The organism is Paenibacillus caseinilyticus, from assembly GCF_027533645.1.
Taxonomy (GTDB): Bacteria; Bacillota; Bacilli; order Paenibacillales; family NBRC-103111; genus Paenibacillus_G; species Paenibacillus_G caseinilyticus.
In genome coordinates this window covers 475453-497462 of the sequence record NZ_JAQAGY010000002.1, presented here as the reverse complement: position 1 = coordinate 497462, position 22010 = coordinate 475453, and the positions used below count along the sequence as shown (strand labels likewise).

At 60.1% G+C, this 22010-nt stretch carries 19 protein-coding genes and 1 other annotated feature; of the genes, 9 read left to right on the top strand and 10 right to left on the bottom strand.

The annotated features are described in order from the left end of the window. Positions 1-33: 33 nt before the first annotated feature. Entirely contained in the window at positions 34-1452 is a 1419-nt protein-coding gene (gene leuC, locus O9H32_RS04930) for a 3-isopropylmalate dehydratase large subunit (protein ID WP_269864756.1), read from the bottom strand. Between the two features lie 160 nt (positions 1453-1612). Between leuC and O9H32_RS04925 the strand changes: the two genes are divergently transcribed. Beyond that, positions 1613-2521, top strand: coding sequence for a LysR family transcriptional regulator (locus tag O9H32_RS04925; protein ID WP_269864894.1), 909 nt, complete (start codon positions 1613-1615; stop codon positions 2519-2521). Between the two features lie 152 nt (positions 2522-2673). Here the strand turns inward: O9H32_RS04925 and O9H32_RS04920 are convergent, their stop codons facing one another. Both O9H32_RS04920 and O9H32_RS04915 read right to left on the bottom strand, forming a co-directional pair. Then, positions 2674-3477 carry a carbon-nitrogen family hydrolase gene (locus O9H32_RS04920; RefSeq protein WP_269864755.1) on the bottom strand — a complete coding sequence of 268 codons (804 nt, stop codon included), beginning with the start codon at positions 3475-3477 and terminating at the stop codon, positions 2674-2676. 69 nt (positions 3478-3546) lie between these two features. Beyond that, on the bottom strand, positions 3547-3678 hold the full coding sequence (locus O9H32_RS04915; RefSeq protein ID WP_269864754.1) for a hypothetical protein: 132 nt from the start codon (positions 3676-3678) through the stop codon (positions 3547-3549). 140 nt (positions 3679-3818) lie between these two features. Between O9H32_RS04915 and O9H32_RS04910 the strand changes: the two genes are divergently transcribed. From O9H32_RS04910 to mtnB, 7 genes are all read left to right on the top strand, one after another. Continuing rightward, a complete protein-coding gene (locus O9H32_RS04910) occupies positions 3819-5024 on the top strand; it encodes a pyridoxal phosphate-dependent aminotransferase (protein WP_269864753.1) in 1206 nt (401 codons plus the stop codon). A 66-nt stretch (positions 5025-5090) separates the two neighbouring features. Continuing rightward, positions 5091-5304, top strand: a binding site (T-box leader). A gap of 82 nt (positions 5305-5386) precedes the next feature. Further along, entirely contained in the window at positions 5387-6517 is a 1131-nt protein-coding gene (gene proB, locus O9H32_RS04905) for a glutamate 5-kinase (RefSeq protein WP_269864751.1), read from the top strand. A 49-nt stretch (positions 6518-6566) separates the two neighbouring features. Continuing rightward, complete coding sequence (locus O9H32_RS04900) at positions 6567-7841, top strand: glutamate-5-semialdehyde dehydrogenase (protein ID WP_269864750.1); 1275 nt, start codon at positions 6567-6569, stop codon at positions 7839-7841. Between the two features lie 198 nt (positions 7842-8039). Then, entirely contained in the window at positions 8040-8909 is an 870-nt protein-coding gene (gene proC, locus O9H32_RS04895; protein WP_269864749.1) for a pyrroline-5-carboxylate reductase, read from the top strand. A 67-nt stretch (positions 8910-8976) separates the two neighbouring features. After that, on the top strand, positions 8977-10254 hold the full coding sequence (locus O9H32_RS04890) for a 2,3-diketo-5-methylthiopentyl-1-phosphate enolase (RefSeq protein ID WP_269864748.1): 1278 nt from the start codon (positions 8977-8979) through the stop codon (positions 10252-10254). Continuing rightward, positions 10251-10913 carry a 2-hydroxy-3-keto-5-methylthiopentenyl-1-phosphate phosphatase gene (locus O9H32_RS04885; protein ID WP_269864747.1) on the top strand — a complete coding sequence of 221 codons (663 nt, stop codon included), beginning with the start codon at positions 10251-10253 and terminating at the stop codon, positions 10911-10913. Before O9H32_RS04890 ends, O9H32_RS04885 begins: the two co-directional genes overlap by 4 nt. After that, the gene (mtnB, locus tag O9H32_RS04880; protein WP_269864746.1) at positions 10910-11551 is read left to right on the top strand and encodes a methylthioribulose 1-phosphate dehydratase; all 642 of its coding nucleotides are present in this window, start codon (positions 10910-10912) and stop codon (positions 11549-11551) included. Before O9H32_RS04885 ends, mtnB begins: the two co-directional genes overlap by 4 nt. A 125-nt stretch (positions 11552-11676) precedes the next feature. Here mtnB and pyrE read toward each other — a convergent pair whose 3' ends face one another. From pyrE to pyrR, 7 genes are all read right to left on the bottom strand, one after another. After that, a complete protein-coding gene (gene pyrE / locus O9H32_RS04875) occupies positions 11677-12333 on the bottom strand; it encodes an orotate phosphoribosyltransferase (RefSeq protein WP_269864745.1) in 657 nt (218 codons plus the stop codon). An 84-nt stretch (positions 12334-12417) separates the two neighbouring features. After that, positions 12418-13158, bottom strand: coding sequence for an orotidine-5'-phosphate decarboxylase (gene pyrF / locus O9H32_RS04870; RefSeq protein WP_269864744.1), 741 nt, complete (start codon positions 13156-13158; stop codon positions 12418-12420). A gap of 148 nt (positions 13159-13306) precedes the next feature. Further along, positions 13307-16522 carry a carbamoyl-phosphate synthase large subunit gene (gene carB, locus O9H32_RS04865; RefSeq protein ID WP_269864743.1) on the bottom strand — a complete coding sequence of 1072 codons (3216 nt, stop codon included), beginning with the start codon at positions 16520-16522 and terminating at the stop codon, positions 13307-13309. Beyond that, on the bottom strand, positions 16509-17687 hold the full coding sequence (locus O9H32_RS04860; RefSeq protein WP_269864742.1) for a carbamoyl phosphate synthase small subunit: 1179 nt from the start codon (positions 17685-17687) through the stop codon (positions 16509-16511). Before O9H32_RS04860 ends, carB begins: the two co-directional genes overlap by 14 nt. 254 nt (positions 17688-17941) lie before the next feature. Continuing rightward, on the bottom strand, positions 17942-19231 hold the full coding sequence (locus tag O9H32_RS04855) for a dihydroorotase (RefSeq protein ID WP_269864741.1): 1290 nt from the start codon (positions 19229-19231) through the stop codon (positions 17942-17944). Positions 19232-19316: 85 nt separating this feature from the next. Continuing rightward, positions 19317-20225 (bottom strand): aspartate carbamoyltransferase catalytic subunit, encoded by a 909-nt coding sequence (locus O9H32_RS04850; RefSeq protein WP_269864740.1) that lies wholly within the window; start codon positions 20223-20225, stop codon positions 19317-19319. Continuing rightward, a complete protein-coding gene (pyrR, locus tag O9H32_RS04845) occupies positions 20222-20803 on the bottom strand; it encodes a bifunctional pyr operon transcriptional regulator/uracil phosphoribosyltransferase PyrR (protein ID WP_269864739.1) in 582 nt (193 codons plus the stop codon). Before pyrR ends, O9H32_RS04850 begins: the two co-directional genes overlap by 4 nt. Before the next feature lie 448 nt (positions 20804-21251). Between pyrR and dapD the strand changes: the two genes are divergently transcribed. Continuing rightward, positions 21252-21965: a 2,3,4,5-tetrahydropyridine-2,6-dicarboxylate N-acetyltransferase gene (gene dapD / locus O9H32_RS04840; RefSeq protein WP_269864738.1), complete on the top strand. Its 714-nt coding sequence runs from the start codon at positions 21252-21254 to the stop codon at positions 21963-21965. Positions 21966-22010: the final 45 nt, after the last annotated feature.

The following is a 22010-nucleotide window of genomic DNA, read 5'->3' as shown; positions in this document are numbered from 1 at the left end:
TGAAAACTCCTCTACATTCAGTCTATATAAAGTTTAAGCTTCTTGTTTGACTTTGAACTGCCAGTCGCGCACGTCGACGAAACGTCCTTGGATCGCTGCGGCTGCCGCCATCGCAGGAGATACGAGATGCGTCCGGCCGTCGCGGCCTTGGCGGCCTTCGAAGTTCCGGTTGGATGTCGAAGCGCAGCGCTGGCCCGGCTTCAGTACGTCGGGGTTCATCGCGAGGCACATCGAGCAGCCCGCATCGCGCCATTCGAAGCCCGCTTCGGTGAAGATGACGTCGAGGCCTTCCTTCTCGGCTTGGATCTTCACGCGGCCCGAACCCGGCACGACGATCGCGGTGACGTTCGGGGAAACCTGGTGTCCCTGCGCCACGGCAGCTGCCGCGCGCAAGTCTTCGATCCGGCCGTTCGTACAGGAACCGATGAATACGTAATCGACGGGAATTTCCGTCATCGGCGTACCCGGCGTGAGGCCCATGTACTCGATGGCTTTCTCGGCCGCTTTGCGCTCGTTCTCTGTCGTAAAGTCAGCGGGATTCGGTACGTTGGCCGTTACGCTCGTACCCATGCCCGGGGAAGTGCCCCAGGTTACCTGCGGGATCAGGGAGTCGGCGTCGAACTCGACGGTCCAATCGTACTGGGCGCCTTCGTCCGTAGTCAGGTTACGCCACTCGGCTACGGCTGCGTCGAACGCTTCGCCCTGCGGCACATACTGGCGGCCGCGCAGGTAGTCGAACGTTGTCTGGTCTGGAGCGATCAGGCCCGCTCTTGCGCCCGCTTCGATGGACATGTTGCAGACGGTCATCCGCTCTTCCATGGAGAGGCCGCGGATCGCTTCGCCCGTGTACTCGATAACGTAGCCTGTTGCGAAGTCCGTGCCGTACTTGGCGATGACGCCAAGGATCAGATCCTTCGCCGTTACGCCCGGGTTCAGCCTGCCGTTGATGCGCACTTCCAGCGTCTTCGCTTTCGACTGCTGGAGACACTGGGTAGCCAGGACGTGCTCCACTTCGGAAGTACCGATACCGAAGGCGAGTGCGCCGAACGCGCCGTGCGTGGAGGTGTGGGAGTCGCCGCACACGATGGTCTTGCCCGGATGCGTCAGGCCCAGTTCAGGACCCATCACGTGCACGACGCCCTGATCGATGGAATCGAGATCGAAGAGCGTCACGCCGAAGTCGGCACAGTTCTTCGAAAGGGTGTCGATCTGCTGCTTCGAGATCGGGTCGCTGATGTTGAAACGGTCCTTCGTCGGTACGTTGTGGTCCATCGTCGCGTAGGTCAAGTCCGGACGGCGCACCTGGCGGCCGCTGAGTCGCAGGCCCTCGAACGCTTGCGGGGAAGTCACTTCGTGGACCAAGTGCAGGTCGATATAAATAATGCTCGGTTTGCCCGGCTCCGACTGAATCACGTGATTGTCCCAAATCTTCTCGAACATTGTTTTTGCCATAGGTTCCACCTCAATTAGATGTCGTCTCTCTTGTAAACCTATGGTACCATTCCCTTCTTCATTGTTCCAAGATATAATATCTATAATGTTCATAGGTTTTGATTATAAGAAGGAATCACGAACGCTTCTACCTTTAATTATAGAAAAGAGGGTCCGCCTTATGGAACTGCGCCAGCTTCAATACGCCTTACAGATCGCCATCGACAAGAACTTCTCCCGCGCCGCCGAGAAGCTGCATATCGCCCAGCCTTCGCTCAGCCAGCAGCTCTCGAAGCTCGAGAAGGAGATCGGGGTACTGCTCTTCCAGCGCACGACCAACTCCGTCGAGGTGACCCACGCCGGCTCCCTATTCGTCGAGAAGGCCCAGGCCATTCTCGATATGGTCGAGCAGCTCAAACGCGAGATGGACGATATCTCGCAGATGCGCAAGGGGCGGCTAGTCGTCGGCTCGCTGCCGATCACCGGCGCCCACGTGCTCCCGCTCGTGCTGCCGGTCTTTCAGGCGCGCTACCCCGAGATCGAGGTCGCGCTCGTCGAGGAAACGTCCGCGAATCTCGAGCATCTCACCGGCATCGGCCAAGTCGACATCTCGCTGCTCTCCATCCCGCTCTTCGACGAATCGCTTGCCTCGGTGCCGATCATCGAGGAGGAGATCGTGCTCGCGCTGCCGCCGGGCCATGCGCTCGCCCTCTCCAGCGGGAGCACCGACGCCTTCGACGTTGCGTCGCTGCAGGACGAGCCCTTCATCGCGCTGAAGAAAGGACAGGGCTTCCGCCAGATCACGCTGGAGCTCTGCCAGCAGGCGGGCTTCCATCCGCGTATCGTCTTCGAGAGCAGCAACATCGACACCGTCCAGGCCTTGGTTGCCGCCGGCATGGGCATCAGCTTCATTCCCCGCATGGTCCGCCGGCGCGGAGGCGGCGAGCTCTCGCCTGTCTACCGCCCGCTGGCCGGCCGGCCCACCCGGACGCTCGTCATCGCCTCGCGCAAGGGGCGCTACCTCTCCAAGGCCGTCGAGGCATTCATCGAGACTTTCCGCGACGTCATGAAGGAGAGCTCGCCGCAGTAAGCCATGGCCGCGCCAGGCCGGTCCACTGCGCCATAAGCGCCAAAAAGGAGCTTCCTGCCCGATCCGGCAAGCTCCTTTTTGGTCATCGTATGGATCACCGTACGGGTCACCAGGCCCCAGCCGCATGCGCTAAATGAGGCCGTGTCCGTTCCCTACTGATACAGCGACGGGCGGCGGTCTTCAAAGACCGGAATGCGGCTGCGCACCTCGGGTACGAGTCCCAGGTCAATGGTCGCCCGCAGAATCCCTTCGGTCCCGTCACCTTCGGCAAGCACTTCGCCCCACGGGTCGATCACCATGGAGTGGCCGAAGAACTCCGTCGTCCCGCTGACGCCGACCCGGTTGCAGGAGACCACGAACATCTGGTTCTCGATGGCGCGTGCCATGAGCAGCGTACGCCAGTGATGCAGCCGGGGGTTCGGCCACTCCGCAGGCACGAACAGCACCTGGGCGCCGCCAAGCGCAAGCGTCCGGGCCAGCTCCGGGAAGCGGATGTCGTAGCAGATCATGAGGCCGGCGGGCACCCCGTCCAGCTCCGTGCGTCCTACCGTATCTCCGCTCAGCAGGAACTTCTCTTCGTCCATCAGGCGGAAGAGGTGGATCTTCGAATACTCGCCAACCTTGCCTCCTTCGCGGTCATAGGCGTAGATCGTATTGTACACGCCGTCGCTGCGGCGTTCGGCTATCGAGCCTCCGACGATCAGCACGCCGTGCTTCCGGCTGAAAGCCGACAGGAGGGCCTGCGTCCGCTCTCCGTCCCGGTCGGCCAGATCCTGGATGCGGTCCAGCGCATAGCCTGTATTCCACATCTCGGGGAAGACGAGGACGTCGGGCTTGACCTCCGCCGCCACCGCCTCCTCCAGCAGGGCTTCCAGCTTGGCATAGTTCCGGTCCGGCTCCCCGATCACGATATCCATCTGCAGAAGCGCCAGATTCCACTTTTTGCTAGTCGTCATGTGTTTCTTCCCATCTTTCTGTGCAGGGAACGGCCGCCTTCCGGTCTAGGTCCGCCCGCTCGTTTTCTTCTAATGATAGAGGATGCCTCCGCGAACTTCAATCCCGTCTTCCCGCTCCTCCTCCCGGAACAATCCACCTAGGTCCAAGACCACACGGACCGATTGTTTTCCTCCCCCATCATGTTCTTCCAAAAACTTCACAGGATGGTATACACTCCTTCTGATTCATGTTACATTATTCCTATCTGCAGACCGTGAATTAACGGAGCGGGTTATTTTCCGTGCTCCCGGCAATCCTGCCTTCTCTTCTGCCTAATCTATAAGCCATAGGAGTGACATCCATGAATTCATCCTATCCGGGCGCTGTCAGCGCCTTCCCGATGCAGCCGGCCCGCAGGCTCCAGGAGCTGCCGACGCAGTTCTTCTCGAAGCTGGTGAGCCGGGCCAACCAACAAATCGCCGCAGGCCACGACGTCATCAACCTCGGCCAGGGCAATCCCGACCGGCCTACGCCGCCGCATATCGTCAAGGCGCTGCAGGAAGCGGCTGAGAATCCGCTCTACCACCGCTATCCTCCGTTCAGCGGATTCGGGTTCCTGAAGGAGGCCGTCGTCGAGCGGTACCGGGAAGACTACGGCGTCGAGCTCGATCCGGAGTCCGAAGTAGCCATCCTCTTCGGCGGCAAAACCGGCCTCGTCGAACTAGCTCAGTGTCTGCTCGATCCGGGAGATGTGTGCCTCGTCCCCGATCCCGGCTATCCCGATTACTGGTCCGGGGTCGCCCTCGCCGGGGCTAGCATGAGCTTCATGCCCCTGCGCGAAGAGAACGGCTTCCTGCCGGACTACGGCTCGCTGCCCCTGGATGATGTGAACCGGGCGAAGCTCATGTTCATCAACTACCCGAACAACCCGACGGCCGCCGTCGCAAACGAGTCCTTCTATAAGGAAACGATCGACTTCGCTGCGAAGCATGGAATTGTCGTCTCCAGTGATTTTGCCTACGGCGCGGTCGGATTCGACGGCCAGAAGCCGCTGAGCTTCCTCCAATTCCCTGGAGCTAAGGAAGTCGGCGTGGAATTCTACACACTGTCCAAAACGTACAACATGGCGGGCTGGCGTGTAGGCTTCTGCCTCGGCAACCGGGAGATCATCCGGATGATCAATCTCATCCAGGATCATTACTACTGCTCTCTGTTCGGCGGAATCCAGGTCGCCGCCGCCGAAGCGCTACGCGGACCCCAGGACTGCGTCCGTGAGCTGGTCGGGGTCTACCAGGGACGCCGTGACGCCCTGTTCGGCGCGCTGGATCGGATCGGCTGGAACGCCGCCAAGCCGGCCGGCTCCTTCTTCACCTGGCTCCCGGTTCCGCAAGGGTACACCTCGGAGTCCCTGGCGGACCGGCTTCTCGAGGAAGCGAAGATCGTGGTCGCCCCGGGCGTCGGCTTCGGAACCCATGGCGAAGGCTATGTCCGCCTCGGCCTCCTCACGGGCGAAGGCCGGCTGCTCGAAGCCGTGGAGCGGATCGACAAGCTGCATCTGTTCGGCTAACCTGCGATCCGCCAGGCGCGCCGCCTTCTTTACAAATCCGGCGGTGCCGTGCTATGCTTAGAAGAACCAAACGTTATGATGGGAATAGTAGGAGAGACCCTTCACGCTCAGAGAGTAAATTCCACCGGCTGCGAGAATTTACCGTGAACCTTTGCCGAACCCGCCCCTGAACGGCCGGCGATGAGCCCGGACGGCAGCCTGCCGTTATAAGGACCGAAAGACGGATGAATCATTCATCAACTAAGGTGGTACCGCGGAAGTCAAGGCTTTCGTCCTTAACAGGACGGGGCCTTTTTGTTTTTTTTGGAGCCGGCGGCAAGCGCCGGACTCTCGTTTGAAGACTGTAGGAATGAGGGATCGCCATGCACGGAACGATCGTAGTCAAAATCGGCAGCAGTTCGCTGACCTCAGATGAGGGCGGGCTGAACCGGGATTCCATCGCCTTTTTCGCTTCGGAACTGGCCCGGCTGCACCGCGAAGGGGACCGCGTGCTGCTCGTCACCTCCGGCGCAGTGGCCGCCGGCTTCAGGGCCATGGGATACACGGCGCGGCCCAAGCTGCTGCACGAGAAGCAGGCATCAGCTTCCGTCGGGCAGGCGCTCTTGATGCAAGCCTACCAGGCGGCCTTTGCGGAGTACGGGATCGGCATCGGCCAGATCCTCCTTACCCGCTCCGACTTCTCGAACCGCCGGCGCATCCAGAATGCGCAGTCGACCATCGAGGAGCTGCTCCGCCGGGGGATCCTCCCCATCGTCAACGAGAATGATACGGTCGCCGTCGACGAACTGAAGTTCGGGGACAACGATACGCTGTCCGCGCTCGTCGCCAACCTCGTTCGGGCCCGGCGGCTCCTGATCCTGACAGACACCGACGGCCTGTACACCGAGGACCCCCGCAAGAACCCGGAGGCCCGGCGGATCGAGAGGGTGCTCGAGATCGACGAGGATATCTACCGCATTGCCGGCGGCTCCGGCTCCATGGTCGGCACAGGGGGCATGCGCTCGAAGATCGAAGCGGCCCGCATCGCCATGCGGGGCGGCATCCCCTGCTTCGTCGGCCGCGTGACCGAGTCCGGCGACCTCCATAGCGCCGCAGCCGGTACCGGCCGGGGCACATACTTCGACACGAGCGAGCACAACCTGCCGATGAAGAAGCAGTGGCTAGGGTTTCACTCGCAGCCGAGAGGCCTGGTCGTCGTGGACGAGGGGGCCGAGACGGCGCTCGTCAGCGGCGGCCGCAGCCTTCTCCCGGCCGGCGTGCGGGAGGTGAACGGCGAGTTCCATCCCGGCGACGTCATCGAAGTAGCAGGGATGAACCGCCAGACGATCGGACGCGGCGTCGTCAACTACGAATCGTGGCAGCTGCAGGCCGTAGCGGGTCTTGGCTCCGAGGAAGTGCAGCGCCGCATCGAGGTGCCCCGGATCGAAGTCATTCACCGGGACGAGTGGATTACCCTCGCGCAGTCCCTGAGGACGAAGGATGCGGCGCCCTGACCCAGGTTATGATCGCAACACCATTATAGATATCAAGGAGGAGACAGCGATGTCCCAGATGGAAGGCGCAGTGACGCTTAGCGAAGTGAAACAGAAGGCCGGGCTGGCCAAACAGGCCGCTCCCGTGCTCGCACAGCTCACCACCGAGCAGAAGAACCATGCCCTGCTCTATATGGCGGAATGTCTCGAGAAAGAAGCAGAATCGATCATAACGGCCAACGCCGAAGACCTCCAGCGCGGACGTGAGAGCGGCATCTCCACCTCCCTGCTCGACCGCCTCGCCTTGAACCGCCAGCGGATCGGAGCGATGGCCGAAGGCCTGCGCCAGATCGTGACGCTGCCCGATCCGGTCGGCGATACGCTCGAAGCGTTCAGCCGGCCGAACGGCCTGCATATCCGCAAGGTTCGCGTGCCGATCGGCGTCATCGGCATCATCTATGAAGCGCGGCCGAATGTGACGGTCGATGCCGCCGGTCTCTGCCTCAAGACAGGCAATGCGGTCGTGCTGCGCGGCGGCTCCTCCGCCCTGTCCTCGAACAAGCGGATCGTCGAGGTGCTGCACCAGGCGCTCGAGATGACCGATGTGCCGCCGTTTGCGCTGCAGCTCGTGATCGATCCGAACCGCAGTTCCGTGGACGAGATGCTGAAGCTGAACGGCCTGCTCGACGTGCTCATCCCGCGGGGCGGAGCTTCCCTCATCCAGAACGTGGTGAAGAATGCCACCGTACCGGTGATCGAGACCGGAGCCGGCGTCTGCCATACGTACCTCGACGAGACCGCCCAGCCGGACATGGCCCTGCAGATCGCCATCAACGCGAAGGTCCAGCGCCCATCGGTCTGCAACTCCATGGAGACGCTGCTCGTGCACCGCGATTTCGCGGCGAAGCATCTGCCGATGATTGCGGACCAATTCCTGCAGCAGCGGGTGGAACTGCGCGGCGACGAAGCATCCCGCGCCCTGGTATCCGGCATGGCCGCAGCCACCGAGGAGGACTGGGATACGGAGTACAATGATTATATCCTCAACGTGCGGATCGTCGAAGGGCTGGATGAAGCTATGGAGCACATCCGGCTTCACGGCACGATGCACTCCGAGTGCATCGTGACCGAGAACACCCTGCATGCGGCCCGCTTCCTGCAGGAAGTCGACGCCGCAGCCGTCTACCATAACGCATCGACCCGTTTCACGGACGGATTCGAATTCGGCTTCGGAGCCGAGATCGGCATCTCCACGCAGAAGCTGCATGCCCGCGGTCCGATGGGCCTGCCGGCCCTGACGTCGAGCAAATACTGCATTACGGGCAGCGGCCAGATCCGGGGATAGACTCAGAGATGCCTTGACCCGACCTTTCGACTGCATGCGGCTGGCCTGGCACCTGCGCTTATTGTGCAGGCCAGCTGCTACGTGTCTCTCTTAAGCCTTGAGCGCTGCCCAGGCAGCCAGACGGTTTTATCCATAACCAGAAGTACAAAAGTTCATGCCCTCATCCAACGCAGAAGACAAGAAGGAGTTTGATCTACCATGGTTCAAGGATTGCCACAGCAGCAGATAACATTCGTCGGAGCCGGTTCGATGGCCGAAGCCATCATCCGCGGACTCATTGACCAGGGCGGCGTACCGGGAGAGAATCTCTTCGTCGTCAACCGTTCCAACGCGGAACGGCTGGCGGAACTGCATACCCGGTACGGCATCCGTTACGCCATGGACCAGCTGGCCAAAGACGAAGCCATCCGATCCGCGGATATCGTCGTCCTCGCCTTCAAACCGAAGGATGCCGTGGACGGCATCTTGGCACTGAAGCCGCAGCTGCGGCCAGGCCAGCTCATTGTCTCCGTCATCGCGGGCCTGTCGGTCGCTACGATGCACGGCCTGCTCGGCAGCGACAGTTATGCGATCGTCCGCACGATGCCCAATACGTCCAGCACGATCGGGCTGGGCGCGACGGGCATCGCCTTCTCGGAGAGCGTCACGGAAAAGCAGCAGGAGCTCGCCTATGAGATGTTCGCCTCGACGGGGATCGTAACGGTCGTCGACGAATCGCAGATTGACGCCATCACCGGTGTCTCCGGCAGCGGGCCGGCCTATGTGTATTATATGATGGAAGCGATGATGGAAGGCGGCACCCGTGCAGGTCTATCCCGGGAGGAATCCCGTCGTCTGACGATTCAGACGTTCCTCGGGGCCGCCGGAATGGTAGAGGCTACCGGAGAAGAACCGGCTGATCTGCGCCGCAAAGTGACTTCCCCGAACGGCACTACCCAGGCCGCCATCGAAGTCATGGACCGCGCCGGCTTCCAGGATGCGCTCATCGCCGGTATTCTCCGGTCCAAGGAACGGGCCGGCGAGATGGGCGAAGCCATCTCCCAATCCGTCAGCACACCCAGCAAGTAAGCCCCCTCCGTCTTCCGGAGGGAACCCTGCATCCGAAACCCAATAGACCCAAAGGAAGGTGTCCGCATTGAACTCCGAATGGAACCAGGCCGCTTCCGGCGCCTACTGCACAGCAACGTACCGCCTCTACGACGACAAGGCGGACTTTCATAAAAAAGCCGAAGGCATCGCCGTCGGCCTCACCGTAGGCTCTTGGACCGACCTTCCCGAAGCCCGCAAAGCGGAGATGCAGCGCCATCTCGGCCGTGTCGTATCGGTCGAAGCTCATGAACCTGCGGGGGCAGCCCCGGGCGAACGCTTCGCCGACATCACCATCGCCTATCCGGACGCGAACTTCTCCCGGGACATTCCGGCCCTGCTCGTCACCGTATTCGGGAAGCTCTCGATGGACGGCCGCATCAAGCTCACCGACCTGTCCTTCTCGGACGACTTCCTCTCCGCCTTCCCGGGTCCGCGGTTCGGACTCGGCGGCGTACGGAAGCTCCTGGGCGTCACGGATAGACCGCTGCTCATGAGTATCTTCAAGTCCGTTATCGGACATGACCTGCCGGCTCTCCAAGAACAGTTCTACCAGCAGGCGCTCGGGGGCGTCGACCTCATCAAAGACGATGAGATCCTCTTCGAGAACCCGCTGACCCCGATCGAGCGCCGGGTAGAGGCCTGCATGCAGGCCGCTGCCAAGGCAAAGCTCGAAACGGGACAAGAGCTGCTCTATGCCGCGAATCTCACGGGGCCGACGTTCGACCTCGTGAACCAGGCGCGCCGGGCCATCGGGGCTGGCGCCAATGCACTGCTCTTCAACGTGCTGGCTTACGGCTTCGACGCATTGAGCGAGCTCAGCCGGCACCCCGATATTCAGGTGCCGATCATGGCGCACCCGGCGCTGGCCGGTGCGCTGTACCCATCAGCCTACCACGGTATCTCCGCCCAAGTGCTGCTCGGCAAGCTGATGCGGCTTGCCGGCGCCGATCTGGTCTTGTTCCCTTCTCCTTACGGCTCCGTCGTGATGCCGCGCGAGGAGAACCTGGCGATCAAGGAAGCGCTGCTGGATACGGCCGGGGCGGCAGATGGCCGAGGCTTCGGCCGGCTGAAGACGAGCTTCCCGGTCCCTTCCGCGGGCATTCACCCCGGGCTCGTGCCGCTGATCCTCAAGGACTTCGGTACGGATGTCGTGGTGAACGCCGGCGGCGGAGTACACGGCCATCCGATGGGCGCGGCGGCCGGCGGCCGGGCATTCCGCCAGGCGATCGACGGCTGCCTCTCCGGTGCCTCCCTGCGGGAGTATGCCGCGGACGGACGGCCTGAGCTTATGGCCGCGATTGACGCTTGGGGGATCCGCGAATGAGCAGAGAACGCGTAATCTTTTGCGACTTCGACGGCACGATCACCGTCAACGACAATATTGTTGCGATCATGAAGCATTTTCAGCCGCCGGGCTGGGATACGATCGTGGAGGATGTGCTCGCGAAGCGGGTGTCCATCCGCGAAGGCGTCGGGCGCATGTTCGCCCTGCTGCCAACGGAGCGCCAGCAGGAGATCACAGACTATGCGATCGGCAACGTCACGATCCGGCCGGGCTTCCAGGAGCTGCTCGAGTACTGCCGCAACGAAGGCATCACCTTCCTCGTCACCTCGGGCGGCATCGACTTCTTCGTCTATCCAGTGCTCTCGCCGTTCCCGATTCCGAAGGAGCATATCTATTGCAACGGCAGCGACTTCAGCGGGTCCCATATCCGCATTCTGTGGCCTCATGCCTGCGACGGCCACTGCCATAACGACTGCGGCATGTGCAAAACCGCGATCATCCGCTCGTACCCGTCTGACCGGTACGAACGAATTCTGATCGGGGACAGCATCACCGACTTCGAGGGCGCAAAGCTCGCCGATCTGGTGTTCGCGCGGGCTCATCTGGTGAACCTGTGCGAGGAGCTTGGTTTACATTACAAACCCTTCGAGAACTTCCATGAAGTGATCCGGGGATTAGAGGAGTTGAACGTACGATGAGCCTCACGATTCGTCTGGAGGACAAGCAGCAGGCCTTCGAGGACCTGCGCGAGATCAAGACGCTGCTGGCCGGCCGGGGCTGGTTCCCGGGCACGAGCGGCAATCTGTCCGTCCGCGTCGGAGAATTCACCCCCGAGCAGTTCGCCTTCGCGGTAACTGCCAGCGGCAAGGATAAGTCGGTGAATACGCCGTCGGACTATCTGCTCGTCGACCAGAACGGCAAGCCGATCGAAGCGACGGGACTGAAGCCGTCCGCCGAGACGCTCATTCACTGCGAGATCTACCGGGCAACCGGAGCGGGCGCCATCTTCCACGTGCATACCGTATTCAACAATCTCGTCTCGGAGCTGTACGGGGAGCGCGGCAGCGTACCGATCGACGGGGTAGAGCTGATCAAGGCGTTCAACATTTGGGATGAGGAAGCCCAGATCGAGATCCCGATCGTACCGAACTACGCCGAGATCCCGCGGATCGCCGAGCTGGTAGAACGCTCCATCCTCCCCCGTATTCCCGGCATCCTGATCCGCAAGCACGGCATCTGCGCCTGGGGAGCCAATGCATTCGAGGCCAAGCGCCATCTCGAGGCGTTCGAGTTCCTGTTCGAATATGCTTACCGGCTGGCCCTGCTCAGAAAGTAAAGATACAGACGCCGGAACACTGTCATCTTCAGCGCAAAAACGCCTGTACTCCAGCATCATGCTGCGTACAGGCGTTTTTGGTGTTCTTATGAAACCAGGTCTCTGCCATCCAAGAGGCTGTTGCCTTATTTGCCGTATTCGCTTGGGTTCGCGCTCCAAGCTCTCAATGCCTGAAGATCGCCTTCCTGAATGCTGCCGTTCTTCACAGCTACATCGAGCAGGACGGAATAATTCGTCAGTGTCTCGAACGGTACGCCCGCTTCGCCGAACGCCCCTTTGGCTTTCTCGAACTGATAGGAGAAAATCCCGAGCACCCCCAGCGCTTCGGCTCCCGCGTCATTCACAGCCAGCGCCACCTTGAGCGAGCTGCCGCCGGTCGAGATGAGATCCTCGATCACAACGGTCTTCTGCCCGGCCTCGATATGGCCTTCGATCAGGTTTTCTTTGCCGTGGCCTTTGGCCTTGTCCCGTACATACACCATCGGCAGACCGAGCTTCTGCGCCACCCACGCTGCATGCGGGATGCCGCCCGTCGCTGCGCCGGCAATCACCTCGGCGTCCGGGAAATTATCGCGGATCAGCTGCACGAAGCCTTCGGCGATCCGTTCGCGGATCGCCGGGTAGGAGATCGTCAGCCGGTTGTCGCAGTAGATCGGGGATTTCAACCCGGACGTCCATGTGAACGGCTGGTGCGGGCGCAGGGCCACCGCACCGATCTGCAGCAGATCGGAAGCAATTTGCTCGGCCAGTACGGGACTTGTAACGATAGTTTTTGAACTCATGGGATCGTCTCCTTCGGATGGTTGTTCTTTCATTACTTCCACTATCAATCTCTACCTCCCAATCCGGAGGCAGTTCCGCTTCGCTTAAGGCTGTACCGGCTCCTCCGACACGGAAGCAAGGATCGCTTCGAGTGCCGCTCTCGGATCGGCAGCCCCTGTAATCGGACGGCCGATCACGATATAATCCGTCCCCTGCGCAAAAGCCTCAAACGGCGTCATGACGCGCGACTGGTCGCCGATGTCCGCTCCGGCGGGCCGAATTCCCGGTGTCACGGTGACGAAGCCAGAGCCGCAGGCTTCCTTGATACGCACGACCTCTAGCGGCGAGGCGACGACGCCGTTCAGACCGGCTGAACGGGTCAGCAGGGCATACCGCAGGACCGCTTCTTCCACCGTTCCCGCAATGCCGATCTCCCCGTTCATGACTTCCTGGGAAGTGCTCGTCAGTTGGGTTACGCCGATGACTTCCGGACGCTTCACCGAAGTGCCTGTGCCGGTCAGCCCCTTGTCGACGCCTTCCATGGCCGCTTCCATCATGGCCCGTCCTCCGGCGGCGTGTACATTGAACATATCCACGCCAAGGCGTGTAATGCTCTCCGCCCCGCCCTTGACCGTGTTCGGAATGTCATGCATCTTGAGATCGAGGAAGACCTGGTAGCCTTTCTCCTTCAGCCTGCTGACAAACCCAGGACCCGCACTGTAGAACAGCTGCATGCCCACCTTCATATAACAGGGAATACCCGCGAGCGATTCCACAAGCGCTTCCGCCTGCTCCGCCTGCGGATAATCCAAGGCGACCATAATCCGCTGTGCTGCCGTTGTCATCTGTCATCCGCCTCCCTAAAGTATAACTTTGTAACCTGAATCTGGGCTATCTCATTCCACAGCAAGAGGCCGAGACCCCCCAATCATGGGATTAGCACAGTTTCCCTTGAACTTCGGGGATCCTGTGCTAATCGTGTGAGAGTTGTAATTAAGCGTGAACGATCGGCATAGCCGTCGATTGGAAGTAGATCGACTCCAATACGTGCAGCAGCGCCTTCACCGTATCGAGCGAGGTCATGCACACAATGCCGTTCTCTACCGCTTCCCGGCGGATCCGGAAGCCGTCCCGTTCCGGGGCTTTGCCTTTGGTCAGGGTATTCACCACGAAGTGGGCTTCCCCTCCGCGGATCAGGTCGAGAATGTTCGGCGAGCCTTCGCTCAGCTTGTGAACGCGGGTCACAGCCAGCCCTGCATCTTCGAAGGTCTGTGCCGTACCGCCTGTGGCGATGATGCGGTAGCCTAGACGATCGAAGCCGCGGAAGATCTCAAGCGCCTCTTCCTTATCCTTATCGGCGATAGTTGCGATGATAGCCCCGGCAGGAGGCACCTTCATACCGGAACCGATGAAGCCTTTGTAGAGTGCTTTGGCGAACGTTTTGTCGCGGCCCATGACTTCGCCCGTCGATTTCATCTCCGGTCCGAGCGTCGTATCTACGCGGCGCAGCTTCGCAAAGGAGAAGACCGGTACTTTCACCGAGACGTAGTCATCTTCAGGCCACAGTCCCGTCTCGTAGCCCATGCTTGCCAAGGATTCACCAGTAATGACGCGAGTCGCCACGTTAGCCATCGGAATCTTCGTGACCTTGCTCAGGAACGGTACGGTCCGCGAGGAACGTGGGTTCACTTCGATGACATACACTTCGTCTTGATAGATGACGAACTGGATATTCACCAGACCTACGATCTGCAGGCCTCTGGCAATCTTGGTCGTAATGTCGACGATCTTCGCTTTGAGCTCTTCCGAAACCGTCTGCGGCGGATACACCGAGATGGAGTCGCCGGAGTGCACGCCCGCTCTCTCGACATGTTCCATGATGCCCGGGATCAGTACGGTCTCTTTGTCGCAGATCGCGTCGACTTCTACTTCTTTACCGAGCATATAGCGGTCGATCAGGACCGGATGCTCCGGATTGATCGTGACGGCATACTCCATGTAGCTCAGCAGTTCCTCGTCGGAATAGACAATCTCCATTGCGCGGCCGCCCAGTACGTAGGAAGGACGGACGAGCACCGGATAACCGAACCGGGAAGCCATGCCTACGGCCTGGTCTACGGAAGTGACCGTACCGCCCGGCGGCTGTGCGATCTCCAGCTTATTCAGCAGCGCTTCGAACTTCTTGCGGTCTTCTGCCGCATCGATGTTCTCAAGGTCCGTACCTAGAATGCGTACGCCCGCTTTGGCGAGCGGCGCTGCCAGGTTGATGGCCGTTTGGCCGCCGAACTGCACGATGACACCGACCGGCTTCTCACGTTCGATGACGTTCATGACATCTTCGAAGAAGAGCGGCTCGAAGTAGAGGCGGTCGGACGTATTGAAGTCCGTCGATACCGTCTCCGGGTTGTTGTTGATGATAACAGCTTCGTAGCCCGCGTTCTGGATGGCCCAGACGGCGTGTACCGTGGAGTAATCGAACTCGATGCCCTGGCCGATCCGGATCGGACCGGAACCCAGCACGACGATCTTCTCTTTCTCGGTTTCCTTCACTTCGTCTTCCACTTCATACGTCGAGTAGTAGTAAGGCGTCGTCGCTTCGAATTCAGCGGCGCACGTATCTACCATCTTGTAGACCGGCTTCAGTCCGAGACCAAGACGGTACGAACGCACGTCGGCTTCCTTCGTCAAGTTCAGGCCCGTTCCGGCTGCACTGCGGACTTCGGCGATAGCCCGGTCGGTGAAACCTTTGCGCTTCGCTTCAAGCAGCAGCTCTTCCGTCAATTCAGGCTGCAGCAGCTGGGCTTCGAAGGCAATCATCTTCTCGAGTTTGTGCAGGAACCACCAGTCAACCTTCGTAAGGTCCTGAAGCTGCTGTACCGTGTATCCGCGGCGGAGTGCTTCGGCGATCAGGAAGATCCGCTCGTCGTCCGGCTTCACGAGGCGCAGCTCCAGCGTCGCCTGATCGAGCTTGTCGGTGTCCTTGAGACAGAGGCGGTGTACGCCGATCTCGAGGGAACGGATCGCCTTGTGGATCGACTCCTCGAACGTGCGGCCGATCGCCATGACTTCGCCGGTCGCTTTCATCTGCGTGCCAAGCTTCCGGTTCGCTGCCGTGAACTTGTCGAACGGCCAGCGTGGAATTTTCGATACGATATAATCGAGCGTAGGCTCGAAGCAAGCATACGTCTGGCCCGTAACCGGGTTGACGATCTCATCGAGGGTGTAGCCGATCGCGATCTTCGCGGCCATCTTGGCGATCGGGTAACCTGTTGCCTTGGAAGCCAGAGCCGAGGAACGGCTTACACGCGGATTCACTTCGATTACATAATATTGGTAAGAGTGCGGGTCCAGCGCGAACTGGACGTTACAGCCGCCTTCGATGCTCAGGGCACGGATGATCTTGAGCGAGGCGGAACGCAGCATTTGGTATTCGCGGTCGGAGAGCGTCTGGCTCGGCGCTACGACGATACTGTCGCCGGTATGTACGCCGACCGGATCAAAGTTCTCCATGTTGCAGACGACGATACAGTTGTCATTGGCGTCGCGCATGACCTCGTACTCGACTTCTTTCATACCTGCGATGCTTTTCTCGACGAGACACTGGTTGATCGGGCTGTAGCGGATCCCCGAAGAGACGATCTCCAGCAGCTCTTCCTCATTCGAGCAGATCCCGCCGCCGGTTCCGCCGAGCGTATAAGCCGGGCGTACGATGATCGGATAGCCGATCTCGTTCGCGAAGTCCACCGCTTCCTGAACAGTCGTAACAATGACGCTCTCCGGTACCGGCTGCTCGAGTTCACGCATCAGATCGCGGAACAGATCGCGGTCCTCTGCTTTCTCGATGGCCGTAAGCTGGGTGCCGAGCAGCTTCACGTTCTCGCGCTCGAGCACGCCTGCGCGTGCCAGCTCCACCGCCATGTTGAGGCCGGTCTGGCCGCCGAGGGTCGGCAGCAGTCCGTCCGGACGTTCTTGGCGGATGATCTGCGTAACAAACTCCAGGGTGATCGGTTCGATGTATACTTTGTCGGCCATGTTGGTATCGGTCATGATCGTAGCCGGGTTGGAGTTGATCAGAACAACTTCATAGCCTTCTTCTTTGAGCGCTTGGCAGGCTTGGGTGCCGGCATAGTCGAATTCCGCCGCTTGTCCGATGACGATAGGTCCCGAACCGATAACGAGGATTTTTTTGAGCGAATTATTTTTCGGCATAGTGCAGCTCCCCTTTCGATGCGGATGTAGGCTCCGTGCTGCCCGCTTGATAAGCGGCGGCGATCTGCGCCTGTCTTGGCAGCTTCGGATGATTGGTCTTGTGATCGCGGATCAGCTGGAGGAAGTCATCGAACAGGTAGCTCGAGTCGAACGGTCCCGGTGCAGCCTCCGGATGGTATTGTACCGAGAACGCAGGGTGCTTCTTATGACGAAGCCCTTCGATCGTACGGTCGTTGTTGTTGATATGCGTCACTTCCAGCTCGGTACCGGCGACCGACTCTTCTTTCACCGTGTAACCGTGGTTCTGGGAAGTAATATAGCAGCGCCCTGTAGCCAGATCCTTCACCGGATGGTTCCCACCGCGGTGTCCGAACTTCAGCTTCTCCGTGTCCGCGCCGGCGGCCAGAGCGAACAGCTGGTGTCCGAGGCAGATGCCGAAGAGCGGGAACTCGCCGAGCAGCTGGGAGATCGTCTGTACCGCATGCTGCACGTCTTTCGGGTCCCCAGGGCCATTGGAGAGCAGTACGCCGTCCGGTGCGATACGGCGGATTTGCTCCGCGCTCGTATCTTGAGGCACGACGACCACGTCGCAGCCGCGCTTCGTGAGGTCGCGCAGGATGCCGCTCTTCGAGCCGAAGTCGATAACGACGATGCGCTCCTTAGCGCCCGGGCTGTGGAACACATTCTTCGTGGAGACGCGCGGTACTTGATCGGTCATAAGCGGAACGGCCTTCATCTGCTCGAGCAGTTCTTCCACACGCTTGCCCGACGTGGTCAACAGGCCTTTCATGACCCCATGGTGACGAATACGGCGGGTCAGCATCCGGGTATCGATGCCGCTGATGCCCATGATGTCGTATTCTTTGAGCAGGGAGTCGATCGAGTACTGGGCTCTCCAGTTGCTCGGCACTTCCTCATGCTCGCGGACTACGAAGCCGTGAATGAACGGGCGGATCGACTCGAAGTCGTCTCTTGTGATGCCGTAGTTGCCGATCAGCGGGTAAGTCATCGTCACGATCTGTCCGCAGTACGACGGATCGGAGAGAACTTCCTGATACCCTGTAATGCCTGTATTAAAGACGACCTCGCCAACGGAGTCGCCGGAACCGCCGAATGCTTTGCCGGTAAATACCGTACCGTCTTCCAACACCAATCTTGCTTGCATGAAGTCTCACTCCTTTGTGGTAAATGCTCTGCCCTAACTTGTGAACGATCCTGTGGCATCAGCCGCGTTCCGTTCGGATTTGTTACAGCGGGGGATCGTGAATGCATCACGTTATACTGCTCTTCTCCCCCGATGATTCGCCTAGATAAGGTATGCGCCTTGGCTCGGCCCAGTTACATGCTCTATTCAACCCGGAGCCGGAGCAGTGCACTAAAGCGGTGCGCTCTGCGACCCCGGTCCAGATCCTCCTGACCTTACTCGGCAGACCAGACCACTTGGCCGCCCACCATCGTGAGCGCCGGCCAGCCGCGGAGCTTCCAGCCCGTGAATGGCGTATTCTTGCCCTTGGAGAGGAACTCCTCCGGGTTCACTTCCTTCTCGGTCTCGAGATCGATCAGCGTAAGATCCGCCGGTTTGCCGGTCTCAAGCGTACCCCAAGGAAGACCGAATACCTGTGCGGGCAGCTTCGTCATCTTGTCGACGAGGAATTCCAGTGTCCACTCGCCGGTAGCCACGAATTTCGTGTACAGGAGAGGGAATGCCGTCTCAAAGCCGGTGATGCCGAACGGTGCCAGCTGCATGCCGCGGCCCTTCTCTTCCGCGCTGTGCGGCGCGTGGTCGGTCACTACGATGTCGATCGTGCCGTCCACAAGGCCCTCGATGCAGGCCCGCACATCGCGCGGCGTCCGCAGCGGCGGGTTCATCTTCCAGTTCGCATCCATGCTGTCCGGGATATCCTCATCCGACAGGATCAGGTGGTGAGGACACACTTCCGCAGTCACCTTGATGCCGAACTGCTTCGCGTGCCGGATCAGGCGGACGGACTGTTCCGTGCTGACGTGACAGACGTGGTAGTGGACGCCGGTTGCTTCCGCCAGCAGGATGTCCCGGCCCACATGAATCGCTTCGGATTCGTTCGGGATGCCCTTCAGACCGTGCTTGCGGGCGAACGCCCCCTCGGATACCGCCGCCCCTTCGACCAGCGTGTTATCTTCGCAGTGGGCGATAATCGGCATGCCGATCGATGCGGCCTTCGCCATCGCATCCTTCATCATCTGTGCGCTCTGTACGCCTACGCCGTCATCCGTATATCCGATGACCCCCGCTTCCTTCAGCGCATCGAAGTCCGTCAGCTCGCGCCCAAGCTCGTTCTTCGTGATACAGCCGTAAGGCAGTACACGGACGATGCCCTCGGTCTCGGCCTTGTCGAGCACATACTTTACCGTCTCCACGGTATCGATCACGGGCCGGGTATTCGGCATGCAGGCGATCGTCGTGAATCCGCCCTTGGCTGCCGAACGCGTGCCCGACGCGATGTCTTCCTTATACTCAAACCCCGGCTCTCGCAGGTGCACATGCATATCAATGAGGCCCGGAGCCAGCAGCTTGCCTGCCGCATCCACTACCGTATGTCCTGCGGTATCCGGCTCGCCCGCTTCCGCATCCACGATGCTCTCCACAACGCCGCCTTCAATCAGAACGTGCTTCTTCGTTACTTCGCTGCCGGCTGCCACCACGCTGGCGTTCCTAATCCAAATCCCCATGGGAACCTCCGATCCTATTATCAAACTTCTATCATCTATAGTTGCAAGGACGCCTTACGGAATACTCGTCCCCTTATGATCCTTGTCAGCTCAGCGCCCTCTCGATGACGGCCATCCGGATCGGCACGCCATGGCTCATCTGCTGGAAAATCTTCGATTTCTCGCTTTCGACCAGCTCGTCGTCGATCTCGACCCCCCGGTTCACCGGAGCCGGATGCATGATGATCGCGTGAGGCGCCATCCGTGCTGCCCGTTCCACCGTCAGCCCGTAAGCGGCCCGGTATTCCCCGGCCGATCCGAACAAGGTGCCCTCATGGCGTTCGAGCTGCACCCGCAGCATCATAACCACATCGGCCTTCAGGGCTTCGTCGATGCTGACGTAAGGAGCATGCCCTGCCAGCTCGGCCGCCTGCATCCCCTGCGGGGCGCAGAAGCTGACTTTGGCGCCCAGCGTCTGCAGCGCCCAGAGGTTCGAGCGGGCCACCCGGCTGTGCTGGATGTCGCCGACAATGGCAACGCTCAGCCCCCTCAGCTCTCCGAACTGCTTGCGCATCGTGTAGAGATCGAGCAGCGCCTGCGTCGGGTGCTCGTTGTTGCCGTCTCCCGCGTTGATGAGCGGCACCCTGATCTTCTGCGCGAGCTCGGCGAGCAGGCCGTTCGGCTTCATGCGGATGACCCCCGCATCGACGCCCATCGATTCGATCGTGCGGACCGTATCGTAGATCGATTCCCCTTTTTGTACCGAAGAAACGGCGGCGGCGAAGTTCAGTACCTCCGCTCCGAGACGCTTCTCCGCCACCTCGAAGGAAAACCGGGTCCGCGTGCTGTTCTCGAAGAACATATTCGCTACGAAGCGGCCCTGCAGGCCGTTCGAGACCTTCACCGGATACTGTTCCCAGTAAGCCGCCCTGTCCAGAATGGATGTCAGTTCGCCGGCCGTCATACCTTTGGTGCCAAGCAGATGTTTGTCTGTGTGTACGCTGAGTTGTGTCATTCGGTTGGCCTCCTCTGTCCTGTAATGATGACCTGGTCGCTGCCGTCCACTTCGGACAGCTTCACTTCGATGGACTCCTGCTTCGATGTAGGAATGTTCTTGCCGACGAAATCCGGCCGGATCGGCAGTTCCCTGTGCCCCCGGTCTACCAGCACCGCCAGCTGAATCATCTGGGGGCGTCCGAGATCCATCAGCGCATCCATCGCCGCCCGGACCGTCCGGCCCGTGAACAGCACATCGTCGAAGAGGATCAGCTTGCGGCCCTGCACGACCAGCTTCTCCTGCAGGTCCTCGCCTGAGGATGCCGCTTCCCCGCCCCCGGTCACCGCAGTCTCCAGCGACACAATCCGGTCGTCCCGGTACCGGGTAACGTCCACTTCTCCAACCGGGGCAGGAACCCCTTCGATCTCGCGGATCCGGTCGGATACCCTGCGGGCCAAGTGAATCCCCCGTGTCCGAATGCCGATCAGGATACAGTTCTCGAATCCCTTGTTCTTCTCGAGTATTTCATGCGCGATCCGGGTCAGCGCCCGCCGCACAGCGATTTCATCCATGAGCACATGCTCGGTTTGCAGCATTGCGGTCCGTCCTCCTTCATCTTGAGCGGCCGGCTGGTGCCTCCGCAGCTCTCCGCTCCACAAAAAATAACCTTGCCGTCATGGCAAGGTTATGTGTATACAAGAACAGAACCGTCCCTGGAATATTTGACCGCATGGCAGCGCCAGCGGATATACTCCAAGTAGAGAATCCGATTCATCGTTCACCTTGCCAGCCTCACGGGACTGTTTTTAAAGGTGCTATTCAATTACCAAGAATTATCCCACGTTCGACACGGCTTGTCAATACGTCCCGAATAATCGCAGGAGATTCATTTGATATTCACCTCGCCATGATTGCCTGCGGAAGGTGTTTTATGCTATAAAAGATGTAGTTCGTGAACCGGGCCATAGCCCGTTCTAAGGTGATTGACCGGTATGGTTCACTTTCCAATTACGTTATTATTACATAAGGAGCTGTAACCCCCTCATGTCTATCGAAATGAATACGGAAGAAGTTATCAACCTGATCAAGACCAGCAAAAAGAAAACCCCTGTCAAGGTATATATCAAGGGCGACCTGGCATCCATCTCTTTCCCTGAAGGCGTTCAATCGTTCCTCTCCGGCCCAAGCGGCGTTCTGTTCGGCGAGTGGACTGATATCAAGAGCGTGCTCGACGAGCATGCCGCCAAAATCGAAGACTACGTAGTGGAGAACGACCGCCGCAACTCCGCGATTCCGCTGCTCGATCTCAAAGGCATCAACGCCCGTATCGAGCCGGGCGCTACGATCCGCGAGATGGTCGGCATCGGCGACAACGCCATCATCATGATGGGCGCGGTCATCAACATCGGCGCTTCCATCGGCTCCGGCACGATGATCGACATGGGCGTCGTCATCGGCGGCCGTGTCAAAGTCGGCAACATGTGCCACATCGGCGCAGGCTCCGTACTCGCAGGCGTTATCGAGCCGCCATCCGCTCAGCCGGTCGTCATTGAAGACGACGTGCTCGTCGGTGCGAATGCCGTTATTCTCGAAGGCGTACGCGTAGGCGAAGGCTCTGTGGTCGCTGCCGGCGCTGTCGTCACAGAAGACGTGCCTCCGTTCAGCGTAGTCGCAGGTACACCTGCGCGCGTCATCAAGAAAGTCGATGACAAGACGAAGTCCAAGACCGAGATCCTCAAGGATCTCCGTACCCTGTAAGGCAAGGTATAGCCAGACGGCTCCTGCCCCGCCTCGGGGAGAAGG